The organism is Vibrio aestuarianus (assembly GCF_012395185.1).
Taxonomy (GTDB): Bacteria; Pseudomonadota; Gammaproteobacteria; order Enterobacterales; family Vibrionaceae; genus Vibrio; species Vibrio aestuarianus.
Window position 1 is genome coordinate 1 of the sequence record NZ_JAAZTU010000042.1, and the last position, 20,454, is coordinate 20,454.

19 protein-coding genes are annotated in these 20,454 nt (G+C 44.7%); 7 read left to right on the forward strand and 12 right to left on the reverse strand.

Annotation, left to right across the window (positions count from 1 at the left end; all coding sequences use genetic code 11):
- Positions 1-290 (forward strand): hypothetical protein (locus HGG78_RS16245; protein ID WP_172533536.1); only part of this gene is annotated, 290 nt, incomplete at its 5' end.
- A gap of 78 nt (positions 291-368) precedes the next feature.
- Here the strand turns inward: HGG78_RS16245 and rraA are convergent.
- The 7 genes from rraA to priA all read right to left on the reverse strand — a co-directional run bounded on the left by rraA (position 369) and on the right by priA (position 8,187).
- Positions 369-887, reverse strand: a complete 519-nt coding sequence (gene rraA / locus HGG78_RS16250) for a ribonuclease E activity regulator RraA (RefSeq protein ID WP_168520788.1) — start codon at positions 885-887, stop codon at positions 369-371.
- Positions 888-963: 76 nt separating this feature from the next.
- Entirely contained in the window at positions 964-1,881 is a 918-nt protein-coding gene (locus HGG78_RS16255; RefSeq protein ID WP_053309605.1) for a 1,4-dihydroxy-2-naphthoate polyprenyltransferase, read from the reverse strand.
- Between the two features lie 110 nt (positions 1,882-1,991).
- Positions 1,992-3,323, reverse strand: coding sequence for an HslU--HslV peptidase ATPase subunit (gene hslU / locus HGG78_RS16260; protein WP_172533537.1), 1,332 nt, complete (start codon positions 3,321-3,323; stop codon positions 1,992-1,994).
- Between the two features lie 37 nt (positions 3,324-3,360).
- Positions 3,361-3,927 carry an ATP-dependent protease subunit HslV gene (gene hslV, locus HGG78_RS16265; RefSeq protein WP_053309607.1) on the reverse strand — a complete coding sequence of 189 codons (567 nt, stop codon included), beginning with the start codon at positions 3,925-3,927 and terminating at the stop codon, positions 3,361-3,363.
- Positions 3,928-4,050: 123 nt separating this feature from the next.
- A complete protein-coding gene (locus HGG78_RS16270) occupies positions 4,051-4,593 on the reverse strand; it encodes an SPOR domain-containing protein (RefSeq protein ID WP_172533538.1) in 543 nt (180 codons plus the stop codon).
- A 101-nt stretch (positions 4,594-4,694) separates the two neighbouring features.
- Positions 4,695-5,702 (reverse strand): DNA-binding transcriptional regulator CytR, encoded by a 1,008-nt coding sequence (cytR, locus tag HGG78_RS16275; RefSeq protein WP_168520782.1) that lies wholly within the window; start codon positions 5,700-5,702, stop codon positions 4,695-4,697.
- 283 nt (positions 5,703-5,985) lie between these two features.
- Positions 5,986-8,187: a primosomal protein N' gene (gene priA, locus HGG78_RS16280; protein WP_172533539.1), complete on the reverse strand. Its 2,202-nt coding sequence runs from the start codon at positions 8,185-8,187 to the stop codon at positions 5,986-5,988.
- A 267-nt stretch (positions 8,188-8,454) separates the two neighbouring features.
- Here priA and rpmE point away from each other — a divergent pair, with 267 nt between their 5' ends.
- Both rpmE and HGG78_RS16290 read left to right on the forward strand, forming a co-directional pair.
- A complete protein-coding gene (gene rpmE, locus HGG78_RS16285; RefSeq protein WP_053309611.1) occupies positions 8,455-8,673 on the forward strand; it encodes a 50S ribosomal protein L31 in 219 nt (72 codons plus the stop codon).
- A gap of 215 nt (positions 8,674-8,888) precedes the next feature.
- Positions 8,889-10,166 (forward strand): malic enzyme-like NAD(P)-binding protein, encoded by a 1,278-nt coding sequence (locus HGG78_RS16290; RefSeq protein WP_172533540.1) that lies wholly within the window; start codon positions 8,889-8,891, stop codon positions 10,164-10,166.
- Positions 10,167-10,322: 156 nt separating this feature from the next.
- On the opposite strand, the gene metJ is transcribed toward HGG78_RS16290, so the two are convergent.
- Positions 10,323-10,646, reverse strand: a complete 324-nt coding sequence (gene metJ, locus HGG78_RS16295) for a met regulon transcriptional regulator MetJ (RefSeq protein WP_053309613.1) — start codon at positions 10,644-10,646, stop codon at positions 10,323-10,325.
- Positions 10,647-10,930: 284 nt separating this feature from the next.
- Here metJ and HGG78_RS16300 point away from each other — a divergent pair, with 284 nt between their 5' ends.
- The 3 genes from HGG78_RS16300 (at position 10,931) to metF (ending at position 15,707) form a co-directional block, all read left to right on the forward strand.
- Positions 10,931-12,097, forward strand: a complete 1,167-nt coding sequence (locus tag HGG78_RS16300; protein ID WP_171980958.1) for an O-succinylhomoserine (thiol)-lyase — start codon at positions 10,931-10,933, stop codon at positions 12,095-12,097.
- Positions 12,097-14,508, forward strand: a complete 2,412-nt coding sequence (locus tag HGG78_RS16305) for a bifunctional aspartate kinase/homoserine dehydrogenase II (RefSeq protein WP_172533541.1) — start codon at positions 12,097-12,099, stop codon at positions 14,506-14,508. The genes HGG78_RS16300 and HGG78_RS16305 overlap by 1 nt, the downstream gene beginning before the upstream one ends.
- Positions 14,509-14,816: 308 nt before the next feature.
- Entirely contained in the window at positions 14,817-15,707 is an 891-nt protein-coding gene (gene metF, locus HGG78_RS16310) for a methylenetetrahydrofolate reductase (protein ID WP_053309616.1), read from the forward strand.
- 240 nt (positions 15,708-15,947) lie between these two features.
- On the opposite strand, the gene zapB is transcribed toward metF, so the two are convergent.
- On the reverse strand, positions 15,948-16,190 hold the full coding sequence (zapB, locus tag HGG78_RS16315) for a cell division protein ZapB (RefSeq protein WP_172533542.1): 243 nt from the start codon (positions 16,188-16,190) through the stop codon (positions 15,948-15,950).
- A 317-nt stretch (positions 16,191-16,507) separates the two neighbouring features.
- On the opposite strand from zapB, the gene glpX reads away from it, so the two are divergent.
- Entirely contained in the window at positions 16,508-17,515 is a 1,008-nt protein-coding gene (gene glpX / locus HGG78_RS16320; protein WP_172533543.1) for a class II fructose-bisphosphatase, read from the forward strand.
- 191 nt (positions 17,516-17,706) lie between these two features.
- Here glpX and pfkA read toward each other — a convergent pair whose 3' ends face one another.
- From pfkA to HGG78_RS16335, 3 genes are all read right to left on the reverse strand, one after another.
- Positions 17,707-18,669, reverse strand: a complete 963-nt coding sequence (pfkA, locus tag HGG78_RS16325) for a 6-phosphofructokinase (RefSeq protein ID WP_053309619.1) — start codon at positions 18,667-18,669, stop codon at positions 17,707-17,709.
- Between the two features lie 260 nt (positions 18,670-18,929).
- On the reverse strand, positions 18,930-19,838 hold the full coding sequence (gene fieF, locus HGG78_RS16330) for a CDF family cation-efflux transporter FieF (RefSeq protein WP_053309795.1): 909 nt from the start codon (positions 19,836-19,838) through the stop codon (positions 18,930-18,932).
- Between the two features lie 105 nt (positions 19,839-19,943).
- Complete coding sequence (locus HGG78_RS16335; protein ID WP_053309620.1) at positions 19,944-20,444, reverse strand: CpxP family protein; 501 nt, start codon at positions 20,442-20,444, stop codon at positions 19,944-19,946.
- Positions 20,445-20,454: the final 10 nt, after the last annotated feature.

Here is a 20,454-nt window from a genome sequence, read left to right on the forward strand (position 1 = left end):
ACATAATAGTATATGAAGATAACAAATTCTTTTATATACAACCTAAAATATACAAAGAAATAGAAAAGATCCCACTGCAAGACACAATTGTAGAATCAATGAACTATTGTAAAGAAAATTTTGATGCACTCCTAGTCACAGCCGATGATTTAAATTATTTAGATAAGCAAAAATCTCTACCTGAAGGAAAGTTCTGGACGTCAAAAGAAGAAAATAAGCCTAGTTCGGAGAAAAAACAATTTATCTGCAAGATGCCAAAAGTCGAGGTTACTGAACGTTTTAAAGATTAAACGTACAGGGGATGGAAGCTGTAAAAAAGCCGACGCAATAAACGTCGGCTTTTTTATGATTCAAATTAGAGCTAAAGATTACTCATCCACTTGATCGTCTTCATCTAAGTCCATTTCAACATTTAATGGCTCTTGCGACAAAATAATGCCAGTGTTGTCGGCATAGAGGTAATCTTCAGGTAGGAAAGTCACACTGCCAAAATTCACCGCAACATCAACCTCACCGATACCTTGTGCAGAAGCACCAACAGGAATAGACGCTAGGGCTTGAATACCAATACTCATATCTTCAAGTTCATCGACTTCACGCACGCAGCCGTAAACGACAATCCCTTCCCATTCGTTTTCTTCAGCAAGAGCCGCTAATTCCGCATCAATTAAAGCACGGCGCAGTGAGCCACCACCATCAATCAGTAGTACCCGGCCTAAGCCATCTTGCTCTAGTACTTCACGGATCAACCCATTGTCTTCAAAACATTTAACGGTTGTTAGTTGGCCTGCAAATGAAGCGCTACCACCAAAGTTGCTAAACATTGGCTCCACAACATCGACTTGGTCGAGATAAATATCACATAACGCTGAGGTGTTGTATTCCATATCCGTTCTTCTCTTGCCGAAAATCATCTTCAACGAGTATATAGGGTCATTAAGTCATTGCAATGACAAGACACAATTAACTCGTCAGAGTTTGAGCTATAACAATTCCAACAAACAACAGGTTGGTGATAAGCGAACATTTCACCACAACCGGCATCATGGGCGCGATTTGCGCAGGCTTATCGCTCACCCACACCGCCTTACCATGCTTCACCACCACGACAATACTGAGTAAAAATGGCAAGCTAATCCACAGCGGGCTAGATTGCATAACCAGATACCCAGCAAAGGCTGTGACCGCTCCGGCCAATAGCATAAAGTGGTATTGTTTGGCTCGGGTTTGCCCTAAACGCACAGCTACTGTGCGTTTTCCACAGATTGCATCGTTTTCAATATCTCGCATGTTGTTGATATTGAGAACGGCAACTGCCAATAAACCACAACCGAGCGCCGGTAAAAACAAGCTTGGCTCGATGTTTCCGGTATGCAAAAAATAAGTGCCCGAAACACCCAACAAACCAAAGAAGATAAAAACGGAAAGATCGCCCAAACCAACATAACCATAAGGTTTGTTGCCGACGGTGTAAGCAATAGCGGCAATAATAGCCAACACGCCTAGTCCTAAAAACGCCAGAATACTTTGCAAACTATCCAGCGCATAAAAAATAAGCACTAATCCTGATAACACCGTAAGCACAATGTTAATCATCATCGCTTGCTTCATGTCAGTCAGTGTCACCGCTCCAGATTGAATGGCTCTCATGGGGCCTAATCGCGCCTCATTATCGGTGCCTTTTATCGCATCCCCGTAGTCATTAGCTAGGTTGGATAAAATCTGCAATAAGGTTGCGGTGAGCAACGCAAGCAAAGCAATGGGAGCAGAAAAGTGACCAGCAGAAAACGCCAATGCACTACCTGTTAAAATGGAAACTAGGGCTAGAGGGAGTGTTTTCGGTCTGGCGGCATCAAGCCAGATATGGAGCGAATTCTTCATGCAAAGTCATAACCTATGAATAATGTTGAGAGTATACGCTCAATTCCATGCCAATAAAAAGCCCGTCGTATTTGACGGGCTACAAGCTTATTTTGGAAAAACGCAGCTAATTAAAGAATAAAGCGGCTTAGGTCTTCATTTTCTACTAGCTCACCGAGGCGCATTTTCACGTAAGCGGCATCAATGGTCATTGACGAACCCGGCTTATCGGTGGCATCAAAAGAGATTTCATCCATCAAACGTTCCATTACGGTATGCAGACGACGAGCACCAATATTTTCAGTGGTTTCATTAACCTGCCATGCCGCTTCTGCAATTTGCGTAATCCCATCCTCGGTAAATTCAATATTTACATCTTCGGTTTTCATCAGTGCAATATACTGCTCTGTGAGTGATGCTTTGGGTTCAGTCAGAATACGTTTGAAGTCGTGACTAGATAGCGCTTCTAACTCAACTCGAATCGGCAAACGACCTTGCAGCTCAGGAATAAGATCTGAAGGTTTCGCCACTTGGAAAGCGCCCGAGGTAATAAACAAGATATGGTCGGTTTTTACCATGCCGTGTTTTGTCGAAACGGTGCTGCCTTCGATCAATGGTAATAAGTCACGCTGCACCCCTTCACGAGAAACATCTGGGCCAGAACTTTCACCGCGCTTACAAATTTTGTCGATCTCATCAATGAAAACGATACCGTTATTTTCAACGTTATAGATAGCTTGATCTTTCAGCTCTTCTTGATTAACCAGCTTGGCGGCTTCTTCTTCGGTCAATGCTTTAAAAGCGTCTTTAATTTTGAGTTTACGTTTTTTCTTGGTGTCGCCAGCCAGGTTTTGAAACATGCCTTGTAGTTGGTTAGTCATCTCTTCCATGCCTGGAGGAGCCATAATCTCAACCCCCATTTGTGGCACAGCTACATTGACCTCAATTTCTTTATCGTCCAGTTTCCCTTCACGTAATTTTTTACGGAAAACCTGACGAGTGTTCGAGCTTTCTTCGCTTTTCTCGTTCTCACCCCAAGCATCACGAGCTGGTGGCAATAAAGCATCTAAAATTCGCTCTTCCGCTTGTTCTTGGGCACGAAATTGCACCTTTTCCATCGCCTGTTGGTGAGTCATTTTTACCGCAACATCGGTCAGATCGCGGATAATGGTCTCCACTTCTTTACCTACGTACCCCACTTCGGTGAACTTGGTCGCTTCGACTTTAATAAAAGGCGCGTTAGCAAGCTTAGCCAGACGACGAGCAATTTCCGTTTTACCAACACCCGTTGGGCCAATCATTAAAATATTTTTAGGGGTGACTTCAACACGTAAGCTTTCTTCAAGCTGCATACGACGCCAGCGGTTACGCAATGCGATAGCAACGGAACGCTTAGCTTTATCCTGACCAATAATGTGTCGATTGAGTTCATGAACAATTTCACGAGGGGTCATTTCAGACATAGTAGTTTCCTTAATTCTTTTACACTAAATACTATCTTTATTTTTCGACTGACTGTGGTTTTTCCAATAGCAGCTCAGTGGGAATTTCTAGTTCTTCGATAGTATGGAAATGGTTGGTGAACACACAAATATCGCCTGCAATTTTTAGTGCTTTTTCGGCAATCTCACGTGCGTCTAATTCGGTATTTTCTAACAGCGCCGTAGCAGCGGCTTGTGCAAAGTTGCCACCAGAACCAATCGCAATCAAGTCGTTTTCTGGCTGAACAACATCCCCGTTACCAGTGATAATGAACGATGCAGTTTCATCTGCCACCGCTAAAATAGCTTCTAGTTTGCGCAAGGCTCGGTCGCTTCGCCAGTCTTTCGCTAGTTCAACCGCAGCTTTAGTCAGGTGACCTTGGTGCATTTGCAATTTGCTTTCGAAACGCTCAAACAGCGTAAAGGCATCAGCGGTGCCACCAGCAAATCCCGCTAGTACTTGGTTATTGTATAGACGACGAACTTTGCGGGCATTGCCTTTCATTACGGTATTACCGAGCGATACTTGTCCGTCACCCGCGATGACAACTTTATTATTACGACGTACAGATACGATAGTAGTCACGACAGGGCCTCTTATTTATTTTCTCGATGGAGTTGACAAATATATGAGGATGCGAAGAAAAGATTTCAAGTCGAAGAGGATAACTCACCGCAAGCAATAGCTAACTTACGGTGAGAATAATATCTATTGCTGCTCTTTCCAGATAGCACAAGGCTCGATTTTAGCACGCTGTAATTTATGCTTATCGCGCTCAGCATCACGCTTAAATTTATACGGACCAAGCACAATACGATACCAACTGCTATCTTCCTTCTTGCGGATTTTACTGCTTAACCCTTGGAAAGCGATATCGAGTTTACGCGCTTCCGCCTGTTGCATAGTTTTGTAAGCACCACACTGCATAATGTATGGAATATCAGAGACTTTCTGCTCTTTGGCAACAACTTCAACTTCTCGCTTCGGCAAACTGTCTACATAATCCCACTTTTCTTCAGGAGGAGGAGGAATAACACCGGTTGGCTTTGGCTTTGTTACCGGCTTAGGTTGCACCACGACCGGTTGCGGCGGCTCAGGATCTTTACTCAGAAGGTATAAACCATAACCAAAAGCGGAAACCAGTATTACTGCCAATAAACCACTACGCCAAGGTTTACGACGTGAGGCTGCTTTTTTGGGGGTCGGCTTTTTCGGACTACGACCGCGCCTTACATAATCTTTATTAGCCACAGAAAATTCAAAAGTTGATGGTTTGACCCAATGTTAATGCAGTTTACTGCCACTTAACAGCGCTGAAATGGAAGCAGCGCATCAAAAATGCGCTGCCAACGTTACACTAAACGAGGAGGAGCGGCACTTTCCCGAACCACTAGGCTCGTTTCTAGCAATCGAGAACCCGCACCAACTTCATGACCACGCAGCAGCTCGAGCATCATCAACATCGCTTGACGGCCAATTTCATAACGAGGCTGGGAAATGGTTGTCAGCGGTGGATCACAATAGCTCGCAAATTGAATATCATCGAAACCAACAACAGAGAGGTCTTGTGGCACACGCAACCCTAGCCTCTTAGCTTCTTGAATGGCACCTATCGCCATTGTGTCATTATGGCTAAAAATGGCAGTAGGAGGCTCAGGTAAAGCCAGTAACTGTCTTACCGCTTTAGCGCCTGCCTCAAAAGTAAAGTCACCATAAGTACAATATGCTGGATTCAAGCTTATCCCTGCGCGACGAAGTGCCTGCTGATAACCTTGATGCCGAAATTGGCACAATGTGGCCGCTTCCGGTCCAGAAATCTGTGCAACCCGTTTATGCCCTAACTGAGTTAAGTAATTCACCGCTTCAAATGCTGAGGTGAGGTTATCGATGTGCACTGTCGGTAATTCTAATTCCGGGGCAAATTCACACGCCATCACCATCGGTGGCAAATTTTTCTGTTCGGGTTTACTGACATCAAAAGGAAGATCCGTTCCAAGTAGTAGCATGCCATCCGCTTGTTTGGTGAAAACTAAGTTAACCAAAGATCGCTCGCGCTTTTTCTGCTGGCCACTGTCACCCAATAAAACAAGGTAACCATGCTCCATAGCTGCGTCTTCAATGCCACGAATGATCTCTGTGAAATAAGGGTCACAAATATCAGGGACAATCGCCACAATAGTTTTTGATTCATTTCGACGTAAGTTTCGAGCGAGAGAATTTGGTGAATAACCAGCCTCCAAAACGGCATCTTCTACACGTTTACGTGTTGAGGATGACACTTTTTCTGGGTTCATCAATGCCCTTGATACCGTGGCTGTTGATACACCGGCAAGCTGGGCAACATCCTTCATTGTCGCCATAGAAATTAACCCTCTTATCAAGTCTTTCGTTGGTGGAAAATCCACACATTATTATTGCTATAAAATAAATGCCGTTACCCGCCATTTACTTCAAAGGTATGTTGGATAGTCTATTCATTTCCAGACAGAAAGTTACGGTCAGATTAACAAATTTTGCATAACAAGTGTGAACTTCATCACAGTGATGATGATTCATTTTCTTGATAAAAATAACAGCATGATTTTTTAGCACTCGTTTGCTTCAATGCGTTACAGCTTATTACACAAAAAACGATAGCCAGGTTTAACTGAGATCTTGCGGTTCAATATCTAAAGACCAACGAATTTTTTTAGATAATGGCAACATAGTGATCGCTGGCTTAGCACTCATTAATAACTTTTGCATCAACGAACGAGTCTGAGTTTGCAACAGCAGCTGCCAACGAAATTTACCCGCTCGTTTAGCCAGTGGTGCCGGAGTAGGCCCAAGCACTAAACAGCTCCCATCAAATAAAGGGTGAGCCTCTAGAGTATGACGAACTTGACGCAAAAACTCTTCAACCATCGGTGCTTGATTGCCCTCCGCTTTAAATAAGGTCAAGTAAGTATAAGGTGGCAGCATCGCGATTTTTCGTTCTTCTAGGGCGGTTTGCGCAAAGTGGTGATAGTCCTTGTTCAGTAACGCTTGCAGCAAGCTGTGCTCGGGGTGGTGAGTTTGCAAAATAACCTCCCCCGGCTTACTGGCTCGCCCTGCTCGTCCCGCCACTTGAGTAAACAGCTGAGCCAAACGTTCCGAGGCGCGAAAATCACTGCTGTATAGCGACCCATCGACATCCAATAGTGCAACCAAAGTGACATCGGGAAAATGGTGTCCTTTAGCAAGCATTTGAGTGCCAATTAATATTTTATATTCACCATTGCGAATCGAAGCTAACGCGTTTTCCAAGCTGCCTTTACGACGCGTGCTGTCGCGATCAATACGAATGGTCTTGTAATCAGGAAAAAGCTGCGCCAGTTGTGCTTCGAGTTGCTCGGTTCCGACACCAACAGTCACCAATTGAGTTGAGCCACATCCTTGGCATTGATGCACCACAGGACGCTGTGAACCGCAATGATGACAGCGCATCTCACTGCTGTATTGATGGAAGGTATAATAGGCATCACAGCGCTTACATTCCGCTATCCAGCCACATTCATGACACATCAACGCTGGAGAAAAACCGCGTCGGTTGAGAAACAGCATCACTTGGTTGCCTGCACTGAGGTGCTTTCTCATCTCAGCAATTAATGGCGCAGATAAACCACTTTCTAAAAACAGGCCTTTAACGTCTAACACTTTGTTTTTGGTTGGAAGCGCCACACCTGCGCGCTGAGTCAGTGTTAAGTGGTGATATTTACCCGTTAACGCGTTGTGTAATGTCTCCAGCGCTGGGGTTGCAGAACCAAGTACAATAGGAATTTGCTCAAGATGAGCACGCATCACCGCCACATCACGTGCGTGATAACGTAAACTGTCTTGTTGCTTATAAGACGCGTCATGCTCTTCATCAACGATAATAATCCCAAGGTCAGCAAAAGGGGTAAGTAGAGCTGAGCGAGTGCCAATAACAATACCGGCTATTTTGTCGCGAGCCGCGAGCCACGCATTAAGGCGTTCGGTATCATTTAACCCTGAGTGCACCACCTCAACAGGCACATTAAATCGCTTACGAAAACGGTTGATCGTTTGTGGGGTAAGACCAATCTCAGGCACTAAAACTAGCGCTTGGCGGCCTTTTTCCAATACTGGTTTAATGAGGTTTAAATAAACTTCTGTTTTCCCTGAACCGGTCACGCCTTCGAGCAGATAGCAAGCAAATTGGCTGTGGCTATTGATCGAGGCAATCGCGATCACCTGTTCATGGTTGAGCTTGGGCTTTTCAACTGCCGCTTCTAATTGTTGCGGCCACGCCTTGGCAATGGGTTTCTTTTCAACAGATTCTATCCACCCTTTTTCCTCCAGCGTTTTTAATACCGTACTACTGACTTCTTCATCGATAAACTGCTGGTGCGAAACCGCTCCACCTTCGAGCATTGCCATCACTTTGGCTTGTTTAACCGCTCGGCCAAAGCCTTGCATCAATTGATTACGTCCGGCTGGTGTCAGTTGCCATTCCAGTAAGGTAGAGAAATCGGCTGCTTTGCCTTTACGTAGTGCTGAAGGTAGAGCATTAAACAAGGTTTCGCCGAGTGGATATTGGTAAAATTGACTGCTCCACGACAGCAAACGGTAGAGTTTATCTGACCATACTGGTTGGGTATCTAATACTTGTTTGAGCGGCTTGAGCTGATCTAATGGAAAATCCGATTCACTGACCAATGCTGTCACAATCCCAACCAGAGTCTGACGACCAAACGGCACCGACACACGTCCACCGACAATCGGAAACAGATGCCCAGGGATCTGATAATCAAACTGTTTATCCAGTGGTACAGGTAAAGCAACTCGTGCAATGGTGGGGCGCATAATCGTCCATAAGTGGTACAAAAAGTAAGAAAACACAGTCTACTGGATGCTTCCATTAAATTCGAGCTTCGTCATTGTACAAAAATGTGGCGAAAATAGCGGCGAAATGGCTTGATCCACTGCAGATGATTCATTAATATATCGCGCCTTGATGATATGGCTTAGTGCTCACTATTGAACATGAAGCGGTATCAACATTTTTTATTAACTACGTGTGGTGTCCGGCTCAGATTCGGATAGCGACACGGCCCAATTTGAGGTTATCCCATGAAAGCTGGTATCCACCCAGAATACAAAGCAGTTAGCGCAACTTGTTCTTGCGGCAACGCATTCGAGTTCAGCTCAACTCTAGGCAAAGAATCTATCCACCTAGACGTGTGTGACAAATGTCACCCATTCTACACTGGTAAGCAACGTATCGTTGATACAGGCGGCCGTGTAGATCGCTTCAACAAGCGTTTCGGTGCTCTATCTAGCAAAAAGTAATTATTTACTATTTTGTAATAGAATTAAAAAAGGATGCTTCGGCATCCTTTTTTATTGGCATTTTTTTATATAGTGATTTTTGTCATCACTCTCAGGTCTTATCAGCACGGTTTTCAGCCATTTTTAATGAAGCACGTCGCGTTCCTACCTAGGAAGTTTGACTGACATCCATTAGAATCATTGACCTTTCCAACCCAATACGAGCACCTAAACCTATGTCAGATGACCATAATCAAGAATTGACTGCAGAAGAACAATTTCGCCAACGTGCGCTCGATTACCACGCTTACCCGACGGCAGGTAAAATCGCGGTATCTCTCACGAAACCAGCAGACTCAGCTGAAGATCTCGCGCTAGCTTACAGCCCTGGCGTTGCTGAACCGGTTCGTGAAATCGCACAAAATGTAGATAACGTTTATAAATATACAGCGAAAGGCAACATGGTCGCGGTTATCTCTAACGGCACTGCAATTCTTGGTTTAGGCAACTTAGGGCCAATGGCTTCTAAGCCAGTAATGGAAGGTAAAGCACTATTATTCAAGCGTTTTGCTGGCCTTGATTCAATCGACATTGAAGTAAAACACCGTACCATTGATGAATTCGTCGATACTGTCGCCAATATCGCCGATACGTTTGGTGGCATTAACCTCGAAGACATCAAAGCACCAGACTGCTTTGAAATTGAACGTCGCTTAATTGAACGTTGTAATATTCCAGTTTTCCACGATGATCAGCACGGAACGGCAATTGTTACGGCAGCGGGCATGCTCAATGCTATTGAACTACAAGGCAAAAATCTAAACGAATGTACCATTGTCTGTCTTGGTGCAGGTGCAGCAGCAACAGCATGTATGGAACTGCTGATCAAATGCGGGGCGATGCGTGAAAAAATCTATATGCTTGATCGTAAAGGTGTGATTCACACCCGCCGTGATGATCTGAATGAATATAAGCAGCTTTTTGCGAGCAACACCGATAAGCGAACCTTGGAAGACGCCATCACTGGCGCTGATTTATTCCTAGGGGTATCAGGCCCGAATCTACTGCCAGCGGAAGCATTGAAACTGATGGCCGACAAGCCGGTTGTGTTCGCTTGTTCAAACCCAGATCCTGAAATTAAGCCAGAACTTGCCAATGCAGTACGTGATGATTTAATTATGGGTACTGGCCGCAGTGACTATCCAAACCAAGTTAATAACGTTTTGTGTTTCCCATTCATCTTCCGCGGTGCTTTAGATGTACGCGCAAGTGAAATCAATGATCAAATGAAGCTAGCGGCTGTCGAAGCCATTCGCCAGTTGGCCAAAGAAGAAGTGCCTGTTGAAGTACTTAAAGCAGCTGGAGTTGAGTCTCTAAGCTTTGGCCCTGACTACATCATTCCAAAACCAATGGATCCTCGCCTGCTACCTCGCGTAGCAAAAGCCGTCGCTCAGGCAGCGGTTGACTCAGGCGTAGCTCGCATTGAAATGCCAGAAGGCTACATGCAAGAGTAACGTTGTCGCTTGAAAACAAAAAAACCGCAGCTTTCGTTCTGCGGTTTTTTTTGTTTTTGAGTGATATCAGAAAAATCATGTGCAGGTTTTGCGGATCAGCACACCATTGTGGTCACTTTTCCAAAAATAAAGACAAAGTGTTATCGATGTGGCGCGTTACGCTTCATCATCGTATGCTTCAAACTCAATGCCCATCGCGGTCATCAATGCTTTCGCTTCTGTTGGAATATCATCTGGGCGATCTTTTCTTAAATCTTCATCGGTCGGTAAAGGTTGGCCGGTATAAGCATGCAAAAAAGCTTCACATAACAGCTCACTGTTGGTTGCATGACGTAAGTTATTGATCTGACGGCGAGTGCGTTCATCAGTTAATATTTTCAGCACTTTCAATGGGATTGAAACGGTGATTTTTTTCACCTGCTCACTTTTTTTACCGTGTTCAGCGTATGGGCTAATGTATTCCCCATTCCAGTCTGCCATTGCGCACCTTCGTTATCGTAATTTGTCAGAAAAAGTTTGATGGCTGATTTTAGCGGGATTTACCGCCATAAGCAAAGACATATAGACGTCTGGAAGTGTTGACGTCTTATTTTTTGATCGGTAAAGTGTAACGCTATCAGTCTGGGAAGCAGCAATATCAAACATTATCAGATATGGTGTATACCCAAAGTAACTTGAGTTTCTCTCGGCGGCAACTCTAAAGAAGATAAGAATACCCCTGTAGGATGTCACTCTCAGTGAGTTTATTAGGCAAGGAAACCGTTATGACCACTCGCAAGCCAGCCACCATCGCTGTTCGTACTGGTATTGAATCAGATTCTCAATACCACGCTGTTGTACCACCCATTTATCTTTCGACAAATTATGGCTTTCCTGCTTTTGGTGAAGTACCTCAATACGATTACACCCGTTCAGGGAATCCAAACCGCGGCTTGCTTGAAAAAGCGCTGTATGAGCTCGAGTCCGGTCTTGGCGCTGTCGTCACTAACTGCGGCACTTCTGCACTCAATTTATGGGCGTCTGCATTTCTTAGCGCAAATGATCTAATTGTTGCCCCCCATGACTGTTATGGCGGTACTTATCGTCTATTTAATACTCGCGCCAAAAAAGGCGATTTCAATGTCTTGTTTGTTGATCAATCTGACCATGAAGCTTTAAGTGCTGCGCTGGCTAAAAAACCGAAATTGGTATTGCTAGAAACCCCCTCTAACCCACTTGTGCGCGTTGTCGATATTGCCGACATTTGTCACCAAGCGCATCAGGTTGGTGCGCTCGTGGCCGTCGATAACACCTTCCTTACCCCTATATTTCAAAAACCATTGTTGCTTGGGGCAGACTTCGTTATCCACTCCACTACAAAATACATCAATGGTCACTCTGATGTGATCGGTGGCGTTGTTATTACCAAAACCGAGCAGCACGCAGAAGAATTAGCCTGGTGGGGCAACTGCCTTGGCGCAACGGGAACACCATTTGACAGCTATATGACACTACGTGGTATTCGTACGTTGGGTGCTCGCATGCGTGTTCATGAGGAAAATGCTGGTGCAATCTTAGCTTATTTGCAACACGAAGCATTGGTGAAAACGATTTATCACCCAAGCCTGCCACAACACCCAGGCCATGAAATTGCGAAAAAACAGCAGTCAGGATTTGGCTCAATGCTCAGTTTTGAATTTGCCGGAAGCTTTGAGCAGTTGAAGTTTTTTGTCGGCCAGTTAGAGCTGTTCTCACTGGCTGAATCTTTGGGCGGTGTCGAAAGCCTCATTTGCCATCCAGCATCAATGACACATCGCGCTATGGGTGACGAAGCTTTGGCTGAAGCCGGCATTTCAACGCAACTATTACGCCTGTCAGTGGGTTTAGAAGATGCTCATGATTTAATTGCCGATCTACAACAAGCCTTTGCCAAAGCCAAGGAGGCATTTTAATGACTGCATTGCGACAACTGCATAAATTTGGTGGCAGTAGCCTTGCTGACCCTGAATGTTATAAAAGAGTGGTGAATATCTTAAAAGAATATTCACACAATAACGACTTAGTGGTGGTTTCTGCGGCAGGCAAAACCACCAATCACTTGATCGCCTTTCTTGAGGCTCTCAAAAAAGATGGCCGATTAGCGCATGAGAACCTACAAGCGGTTCGTCAATTTCAAACTAACTTAATCGACGCACTACTTGATGACAACTCAGCCAATACGTTGCGCGACCTATTAAATGCCGAAATACGCGCGTTAGGTGAATTGTCTGCACCGCTAAGTGCAGCCCAACAAGCCAGCGTATTGGGCCATGGTGAAGTTTGGTCTTCACGTTTACTAGCCGCATTACTCAACCAAAATGATCTTGCCGCGGTTGCTCAAGACGCGCGAGCTTTTCTGCGCGCTGAAACAGGCACACAACCGGAAGTTGACCGCTCACGCTCCTATCCTCTTTTAAAAGAAATTCTGGCACAGCACGTTCATCATCGCATCATCATTACTGGTTTTATGGCACAAAATGAGCAAGGCGATACCGTATTGCTAGGCCGTAATGGTTCTGACTATTCCGCCACCATGATCGGTGCATTGGCCGAAGTTAACCGAGTTACGATTTGGAGCGATGTTGCTGGGGTATACAGCGCAGACCCACGCATTGTCAGCGATGCTTGTTTGCTGCCACTGCTGCGCTTAGACGAAACCAATGAACTGGCTCGCTTGGCCGCGCCAGTATTGCACAGCCGAACTTTACAACCTGTCGCTCAAAGCTCGATGGATTTACACTTACGTTGCAGTTATCAACCCGAGTCCGGTTCAACCCATATCGAGCGTGTGCTTGCTTCTGGACGTGGGGCTAAGATCATCACCTCGTTAGAAGATGTCTTGCTGATTGAGCTTTCCTTTAGCCACGGTCATGACTTCCAACGTCTGCAAAGCAGTGTTCTGCGCAGCTTACAACGTGCCCAACTTGAACCGCTAGCGTTTGAAGCGCAAGCTGATCAACACCGCTTACGTCTAGCCTACACCACTGAAATTTCAGGAGGTGCTCTCGCCCACCTTCAAGACACGGCTTTCGAAGCTGAAATTAAACTCAAAGAAGGGTTTTCTTTAGTTGGCGCGGTTGGCGCAGGCGTCACCAAAAACCCAAATCACTGCTACGGTTTTTACCAGCAGTTGAGATCATCACCAGTTGAATTTATTTGCGAGTCAGAATCAGGACTGAGTTTGGTTGCCGTGCTGCGCAAAACAGCAGTAGAGCCACTAGTAATAGGCATGCATAACCAACTTTTCCAAGCACAAAAGCGTGTAGCATTAGCGTTATGTGGCAAAGGTAATATTGGTTCGAGTTGGCTGAAATTATTTGCAGAACAAAAATCAGAGCTTGAAAAGCGCCGTGGGATGAACTTTGAACTGGTAGCGGTTATCGACAGCCAAACCTATTGGTTTGATGAACAAGGCATCAATGCTGAATCGGTACTCGAACGATTTAATGATGAAGCCATCTCTTACCAAGGTAAAGAATGGCTACAACACTTGAGTAATATCCAAGGATATGATGATCTCATCGTGTTAGATGTCACAGCCAGTTCTGAACTCGCAGAGCGTTACCTCGATATTGCCGAGCATGGCATGCACTTAATTTCCGCCAACAAAGTCGCAGGCTCCGCCTCTAGTCAGTCGTATCATCAAGTGAAAGATGCTTTTGCTAAGATCAGCCGCCATTGGTTATACAATGCAACGGTTGGTGCAGGTTTGCCTATCAACCATACCGTTCGTGACCTACGTGAAAGTGGTGATGATATTGTCGCGCTGTCAGGCATTTTCTCTGGCACGCTATCATGGCTATTCCAGCAATTTGATGGTTCAATTCCTTTTAGTGAGTTAGTCGATCTGGCTTGGCAACAAGGCTTAACAGAACCCGATCCTCGTAGTGATCTCGATGGCTCCGATGTAATGCGCAAACTAGTCATTTTAGCTCGCGAATCCGGCCTACACCTTGAACCAGAAAACGTAAAAGTCGAATCACTGGTACCTGAAGAGCTGAAAGATCTATCGTTAGATGACTTCTTAGATAAGAGCCAACTACTGAGTGAGAGATTGGCTGAACGTCTCGAAAAAGCACAACGTGAAGAGAAAGTACTGCGCTACGTTGCAAGGCTTGAAAAAAATGGTAAAGCCACTGTCGGTGTTGAAGCGTTAGAACGCGAACACGCTTTAGCTAACCTACTACCATGTGACAATATTTTTGCCATCGAAAGTAAATGGTATCGTGATAACCCATTAGTTATTCGCGGGCCAGGAGCAGGCCGAGAGGTGACTGCCGGGGCCATCCAGTCGGATTTAAATTTGCTGTCTAGTTTTCTCTAAACTAGGACATTTGATCTTTCGAGCTAATCTTGCGCGGTTTGTGGGTTCTTTATCCAAAGCAAAGGCTGTGAAATGGAGTTATTGATAAGCCGATAATGCAGTAAAACGGGCCCACAATGAATGTTGTAACTGAGTGCGATGAATATCGTTGCTTCACTTGAGTTCTACTCACGATCAACATGAATATTATTCATGATTACAGTATTGACATTAAAACATATTCAATACATTCTGTGGACATATAGACGTCCAAACGTCAATTCAAGGGATTTTAATTGGGCGGGAAGTTCGCCACAGGGAGAAGTAAGATGGGATACACACACGCCAGTCATATCGATGCACTAAACCAAAACATTGCAGAGCTGTCTGACAATATTAATGTGTCATTTGAATTTTTCCCACCGAGCTCTGAAAAGATGGAAGAGACACTGTGGAATTCGGTACACCGCTTAAAAACGCTGCAACCAAAATTTGTTTCTGTCACTTATGGTGCAAACTCTGGCGAACGCGACCGTACTCACTCCATCATTAAAGAGATCAAAGATCAAACCGGCTTAATCGCAGCCCCTCATTTGACTTGCATCGATGCATCACGTGAAGAGCTTATTCAAATTGCTGACGATTACTGGAACAACGGCATTCAAAGCATTGTGGCATTGCGTGGGGATATTCCTGTCGGTGGTGGCAAGCCAGAAATGTATGCTTCAGATCTGGTTGAGTTACTAAAAGCACGTCATGATTTTGATATCTCTGTTGCCGCCTTTCCAGAGGTTCACCCTGAAGCAAAAAGTGCGCAAGCTGACCTACTTAATCTAAAACGTAAAGTTGATGCCGGTGCCAACCGCGCGATTACCCAGTTCTTCTTTGATGTAGAAAGCTACTTACGTTTTCGTGACCGCTGCGTGGCGGCGGGTATTGATGTTGAAATCGTACCGGGAATTTTGCCTGTATCCAACTTCAAACAAGCCTCGCGCTTTGCTGCACAAAACAATGTCAAAGTGCCTGGTTGGATGGCAAAGCAGTTCGATGGATTAGATGATGACCCAACCACTCGCCAGCTCGTCGGGGCAAGTCAAGCTATCGACATGGTCAGAATTTTAAGCCGTGAAGGGGTAAAAGATTTCCATTTCTATACGCTAAACCGTGCCGAAATGACCTATGCGCTATGTCATACGCTGGGCGTAAGGCCAAAGGCGTAATACCAATCGTAGTAAATAACTGTTCACCCTAGCTTGTTAAAAAACTCGATAACTGCGTTAGAATTTTGGATTGTAGAATAACTACTTATCGAAAAACTCTGCCTTGTTCTCAAGCTTTTTTCCTACGCTATTTCTGATCACTTACTTACTGTGATTGGTATAACCCCCCCCCGTTAAAGAACCTTAAAACAACAATGCCGACATTCGTCGGCATTGTTGTTTTAAGCGTAAGCAGAAAGATTACTCTACGTCATCCATCTTGCCTAATAGGTTACGAATGCGGTCTTGCCATGCGGCGTGTTCTTGTTGCATTTGTTGTGCTTTTTGCTCAAGCTCTTCACGACTTGCTTTTAGCTCGTTTGCTTCAGTGATCAACTGCTGCTTTTCTTCTTTTAACTCTTCAACTTCCATTTGCAGAAGTGCAATTGTGTCAACAGCGGTTTGAATTTTTGCTTCTAGTAGTTCTAATACTTCAAAAGACATGGTGCATACCCTTAATGATTCGGTTGAGGTGAACATAATTTCACTTATTGACCCATTCTACTCAGCCCGGCGCTTATAAACACTCACTATATGCGAAAATTTTCACTATTCGGTTAAAAAACAAACTCAAATTGACACCAACCTAACTTAAGCTGCAGAACACCCCGATAAAACCGTATGTCTGAGCGCTGATTTCGCAAATTTAACGCTTGGATTTGATCAAGTGCAATCCTTACGAACTAAAAAAGCAAACGTTTCCGATTTGATATGTTAAAATCGCCGCCGAAATTTCCTATTCCCTTTTCTTTGGAGTTAGCATGAAACGCGATTTAGCAATGGCATTCTCTCGAGTAACCGAAGGTGCTGCACTGGCTGGTTATAAATGGCTTGGTCGAGGCGATAAAAATGCCGCAGACGGCGCAGCAGTCGAAGTCATGCGTAATCTTCTCAACAAAACCGAAATCTTAGGTGAAATTGTCATTGGTGAAGGCGAAATCGACGATGCGCCGATGCTTTATATTGGTGAACAAGTAGGCCTAGGTGGCGACAAAGTTGATATCGCGGTCGATCCCATTGAAGGCACTCGCATGACCGCCATGGGGCAATCTAACGCGCTGGCGGTATTAGCCGCTGGCGAGAAAGGAAGTTTCCTTAAAGCACCAGATATGTACATGGAAAAATTGGTGGTTGGTCCTGGTGCAAAAGGCTGTATTGACCTCAACAAACCATTAAAAGAGAACCTAGAAAATATCGCAGCGGCACTTAATAAACCGCTCGATACCCTAGTCGTTACCACGTTAGCCAAACCTCGCCACGATGCGGTGATTGCACAGATGCAACAGATGGGCGTTCGTGTTTTCGCAGTGCCTGACGGTGATGTAGCTGCTTCTATTTTAACTTGTATGCCAGATAGCGAAGTGGATGTGATGTATTGTATCGGTGGTGCACCTGAAGGTGTGGTATCTGCAGCTGTCATTCGCGCTCTTGATGGCGACATGCACGGTCGTCTGCTGCCTCGTCATGAAGTGAAGGGCCATACCGAAGAAAACCGCATTTATGGCGCAAAAGAGCTCGCTCGTTGTGCTGAAATGGGCGTTGAAGCGGGTGTGGTACTGAAAATGGAAGATATGGCGCGTAGCGATAATGTCATTTTCTCTGCAACCGGTATCACCAAAGGTGATTTATTAGAAGGTATAACGCGTAAAGGCAACATTGCGACCACTGAAACGTTACTGATTCGTGGCCGTTGTCGTACCATTCGTCGTATCAAATCTATTCACTACTTGGAACGCAAAGATCCTGAAGTACGTGAAATCATCCTATAGTGTGAAAAACAAAAAGACCGCAAATGCGGTCTTTTTTTCAAGTTCAATTAACAACATATCCCCAAACAACTTGAAGTTTCAGGTAGGCGGCAAGTGAGTGAATCCCCATGAGCATAGATAAACTATGTGATTGGGGTGAGCAAACGTAGCCAACACCGCTGCAACTTCAAGTAGGAAGGGTATAGCTCAGATTAGAACAACTCTTCAGCCACTTTGAACAAGTCATGACGTACTGGACGCTTCATGTTTTCGATAGCATCAATGATGTCATGGTGAACTAACTGCTCTTTTTGAATACCAACACAACGACCACCTTGACCATCAAGCAGTAGGTGAACAGCGAAGTTACCCATGCGTGATGCTAGTACACGGTCAAATGCTGTTGGACGACCACCACGTTGAATGTGACCAAGTACTGTCGCACGAGTTTCACGACCCGTCGCTTTTTCAATTTCTTTCGCCAGTTGGTTGGCATCCATCATTAGCTCAGTTAAAGCAATAATCGCATGCTTTTTACCTTTCTTAATACCATCTTGGATATTGGCAGTAAGCTGCGCCATATCCAGGCCAGTTTCAGGAGTAATGATGTACTCACAACCACCCGCAATGGCAGACATCAGCGTCAAATCACCACAGTGACGGCCCATGATCTCAACAATAGAAATACGTTGGTGAGATGAAGAAGTATCACGTAAACGGTCAATCGCATCAATGACTGTATTTAATGCTGTTAAGTAACCGATAGTGTAATCAGTACCTGCGATATCGTTATCGATAGTGCCAGGCAGACCGATACATGGGAAACCCATCTCAGTCAGTTTTTTGGCGCCCATATAAGAGCCATCACCACCGATAACCACAAGAGCATCGATGCCGTGTTTTTTCAGGTTTTCAATCGCTTTCTCACGAACCGCGACTTCACGAAACTCTGGGAAACGTGCCGAACCAAGGAATGTACCACCCTTGTTGATCACATCAGAAACACTTGAGCGGTCAAGTTGCTTGATACGGTCTTCGTACAGGCCAAGGTAGCCATCATAAATACCATATACTTCCAAATCAGCACCTAGTGCAGTACGAACAACACCACGAATTGCTGCATTCATACCAGGTGCGTCACCGCCACTTGTCAAAACACCGATTTTCTTAATCATGCTCACCCTCGATTTTTTGTAAACTTAATACTAATTTTAACGCTGCCTGTTAACGACAAAACAGGCAACAAAATCTTGATAATCTACGCGCAATGTTACCTTTCCTAAAAAGGAATACTACTGTTATTTGCGTGAAATTATGTAACTTTGCTACTTATGTAAGAGTATTACAGCTTTGCGTTAATACTTTGTTGATTCACATCAGAATCACACTTGTTTATTACTCACACAAAAGATAGCCAATAAGCGTATTTCTGTCGCTACCAGCCTTGTTTTTTTTGCTTTTTTTCTGAGCCAAACACAACGGAGTAAGGATCTTGATGGATTAATACATCTGCCCCAGGAAAAGCGTCGAGCAATTTATCTTCTACATCATCAGCAATGCGATGCGCTTCAATCAATGGCATGTTGTCATCTAATTCCAAATGCAATTGAATGAATCTTACAGGTCCTGACATTCGAGTTCGCAGTTCATGAACCCCTAATACCCCTTCAACAGACAGACACTCGGCATGGATCTGCGCTAATTCTTCATCAGGTAGTTTTCGATCGAGTAAGGTTTGAATCGCTTCCATCACCATACGAAATGCACTGTATAAGATATAAAGACCAATCCCGACCGCAAATACCGCATCTGCCTGCTTAAAGCCGTACCAGCTCAGTGCTAGCGCCAGCATAATAGCAGCGTTCATGAAAAGATCAGTTTGATAATGTAGAGAATCAGCGGCTATCGCCTGACTGCCTGTTTTCTTCACCACATGCTTTTGGAACATCACCAAACCGGATGTTACTACCATGGCAAAGAAACTAACGTAAACCCCATATTCGGGAGAGGTTAATTCATGTGGACGGAAAAATCGGTCAACACCATTAAGAATGAGGAAACAGGCAGAACCTGAAATAAACATCGCTTGCGCCAGTGCGGCCAAGGACTCTGCTTTGCCATGCCCAAAGGCATGCTCTTTATCTGCCGGTTGTAATGCATAGCGCACCACAATCAAGTTGACCACCGAGGCTGCAATATCAAGTAAAGAATCGATCAGTGAGGCGAGTAAACTGACAGAGCCTGTGATCCACCAAGCAATCACTTTGACAATCAGAAGCACAGTTGCAACCATTGTGGCTGTCCATGCGGCAAGGGTAACCAAGCGGGCGTATTCTTGTTTCATAGCACCGAAATCATGAAGAAAGTGTAGTGAAAGTATACCTTCTTCAGCTGACAATGAATATGCCACAAAAATGAACAGGCCTCATAGAGAGGCCTGTTGCGGTAATTAACCGTTTTTCTTCATCTTTTTTTGGCCATTTGCCATACATTTTTGCATACGTTCTTGCTGCAACTCTTGGAATTTAACTTTTTGTTCTGGAGTGAGCACACTCAACATGTCATGACGCTTTTCAAGCATTTTCACACGATGAGATACTTGCTGGTCAACCATCTCTTTTGCTAGTTCATTCGCAGCAGCTTCATCAAAGTTATCGGCTAGCACCAAGGCTTGAACTTTAGCGTGATGCGCCTGCATCTGAGCTTGCTTTTGACCTTTAAATTCATTTTTCATTTGATCACGGTTTGCGCCGCGCATCTCTTTGAGTTTTGCTTGTTGGTCAGCCGTAAGGTCTAATTGCTGCATAATGCCGCGATCTGCTCCACGACCACATTCATCATCAGATCCTTTGTGTTGCCCTTTACCACCACCGTATGCGAAAACACTAGCAGTACCAAGAGTAAGAGGAAGTACAACCGCAGCAAGTACCATTTTTTTTGTCATGTTCATAATCTATTCC

What these genes read in the sequence shown, in the direction of transcription:
- rraA (WP_168520788.1), bottom strand. Translation starts at nt 887, where the DNA reads ATGGAATACAACACCTCAGCGTTATGTGATATTTATCTCGACCAAGTC.
- HGG78_RS16255 (WP_053309605.1), bottom strand. Translation starts at nt 1,881, where the DNA reads ATGAAGAATTCGCTCCATATCTGGCTTGATGCCGCCAGACCGAAAACA.
- hslU (WP_172533537.1), bottom strand. Translation starts at nt 3,323, where the DNA reads ATGTCTGAAATGACCCCTCGTGAAATTGTTCATGAACTCAATCGACAC.
- cytR (WP_168520782.1), bottom strand. Translation starts at nt 5,702, where the DNA reads ATGGCGACAATGAAGGATGTTGCCCAGCTTGCCGGTGTATCAACAGCC.
- priA (WP_172533539.1), bottom strand. Translation starts at nt 8,187, where the DNA reads ATGCGCCCCACCATTGCACGAGTTGCTTTACCTGTACCACTGGATAAA.
- rpmE (WP_053309611.1), top strand. Translation starts at nt 8,455, where the DNA reads ATGAAAGCTGGTATCCACCCAGAATACAAAGCAGTTAGCGCAACTTGT.
- HGG78_RS16290 (WP_172533540.1), top strand. Translation starts at nt 8,889, where the DNA reads ATGTCAGATGACCATAATCAAGAATTGACTGCAGAAGAACAATTTCGC.
- metJ (WP_053309613.1), bottom strand. Translation starts at nt 10,646, where the DNA reads ATGGCAGACTGGAATGGGGAATACATTAGCCCATACGCTGAACACGGT.
- HGG78_RS16300 (WP_171980958.1), top strand. Translation starts at nt 10,931, where the DNA reads ATGACCACTCGCAAGCCAGCCACCATCGCTGTTCGTACTGGTATTGAA.
- HGG78_RS16305 (WP_172533541.1), top strand. Translation starts at nt 12,097, where the DNA reads ATGACTGCATTGCGACAACTGCATAAATTTGGTGGCAGTAGCCTTGCT.
- metF (WP_053309616.1), top strand. Translation starts at nt 14,817, where the DNA reads ATGGGATACACACACGCCAGTCATATCGATGCACTAAACCAAAACATT.
- zapB (WP_172533542.1), bottom strand. Translation starts at nt 16,190, where the DNA reads ATGTCTTTTGAAGTATTAGAACTACTAGAAGCAAAAATTCAAACCGCT.
- glpX (WP_172533543.1), top strand. Translation starts at nt 16,508, where the DNA reads ATGAAACGCGATTTAGCAATGGCATTCTCTCGAGTAACCGAAGGTGCT.
- pfkA (WP_053309619.1), bottom strand. Translation starts at nt 18,669, where the DNA reads ATGATTAAGAAAATCGGTGTTTTGACAAGTGGCGGTGACGCACCTGGT.
- fieF (WP_053309795.1), bottom strand. Translation starts at nt 19,838, where the DNA reads ATGAAACAAGAATACGCCCGCTTGGTTACCCTTGCCGCATGGACAGCC.
- HGG78_RS16335 (WP_053309620.1), bottom strand. Translation starts at nt 20,444, where the DNA reads ATGAACATGACAAAAAAAATGGTACTTGCTGCGGTTGTACTTCCTCTT.